The organism is Methylobacterium sp. WL119 (assembly GCF_008039875.1).
GTDB lineage: Bacteria > Pseudomonadota > Alphaproteobacteria > Rhizobiales > Beijerinckiaceae > Methylobacterium.
The window spans coordinates 1-827 of the sequence record NZ_VRUU01000244.1 but is presented as its reverse complement, the minus strand read 5'-3'; the positions used below and the strand labels follow the sequence as shown (position 1 = coordinate 827).

Genomic DNA, 827 nt, shown 5'->3' with positions numbered 1-827 from the left:
GGCCGCCATCAAACGCTTCATCGCCGAGAGCAACGGCAATCCGAAGCCCTTCGTCTGGACCGCCGACCCGGATCGCATCATCCAGGCCGCAAAGCGCGGGCACCAAGTGTTAGACTCGTACCACTAGGCTCTGAATGGTGCCTGCAGCGCTTTCTATCGAAAACGTCGGAGATGATCTTTCTACGCGGTCACCAGCATCCGCGTGTTTATTCAGCTTCGGTGGATTGCTGCCGGCATGCTCTCGAGCGCTTTCCTTTGCGCAAAGCTGGAAATGTCGCGCGGCGGTCCGCTTGGCGCTGTTGATAAGGCGGCGGGGCGCTGATGTGTCAGGGGCGCGGACGGCGAGTGACGGAACGCGGCCAACTTGAAGTTCGCATGGGACGGGTTGGAAGAAGCGCATACGCGCGAAAAGGGGAAGTCCCACAGGGGCCCCTACCATATCTCCAGTGGTTCCGGCCGGCTTCTGGATTGTAAAAAATATACTAGATGTGCGACAAATAGGCAGTTTGATCGAGAAATTAATCTATAATTTACGGCAAGAATTACAATTCAAGTCGAAGAGGTCGTAGACCCTCCGGCTGGGAGTCTGTTGGTGCGCTTGTTCGATAGCTCTTTCCGTGCGCTGTTCGAGGCCATCGACCGCTCGCGCGCCCGCATCGCGTTCGCCCCCGATGGCACGATCCTCGATGCCAATGCGAACTTCCTCGGCCTCGTTGGCTACACGCTGGCGGAACTGAAGGGCCAGAACCACCGCAAGCTCGTCACGCCGGCAGAGCGCGACGCGCCGGCCTATCACGCGTTCTGGGACGCATTGCGCAAAGGGGAGT

Annotated in this window: 1 protein-coding gene and 1 pseudogene; both read left to right on the top strand. The window is 58.9% G+C overall.

Going from position 1 to position 827, the window contains the following annotated elements; genetic code table 11:
- Positions 1-127, top strand: a pseudogene (locus tag FV227_RS28675) (IS630 family transposase); the annotation flags it as partial.
- A gap of 465 nt (positions 128-592) precedes the next feature.
- Positions 593-827 (top strand): PAS domain-containing protein (locus FV227_RS28670; protein WP_147728640.1); only part of this gene is annotated, 235 nt, incomplete at its 3' end.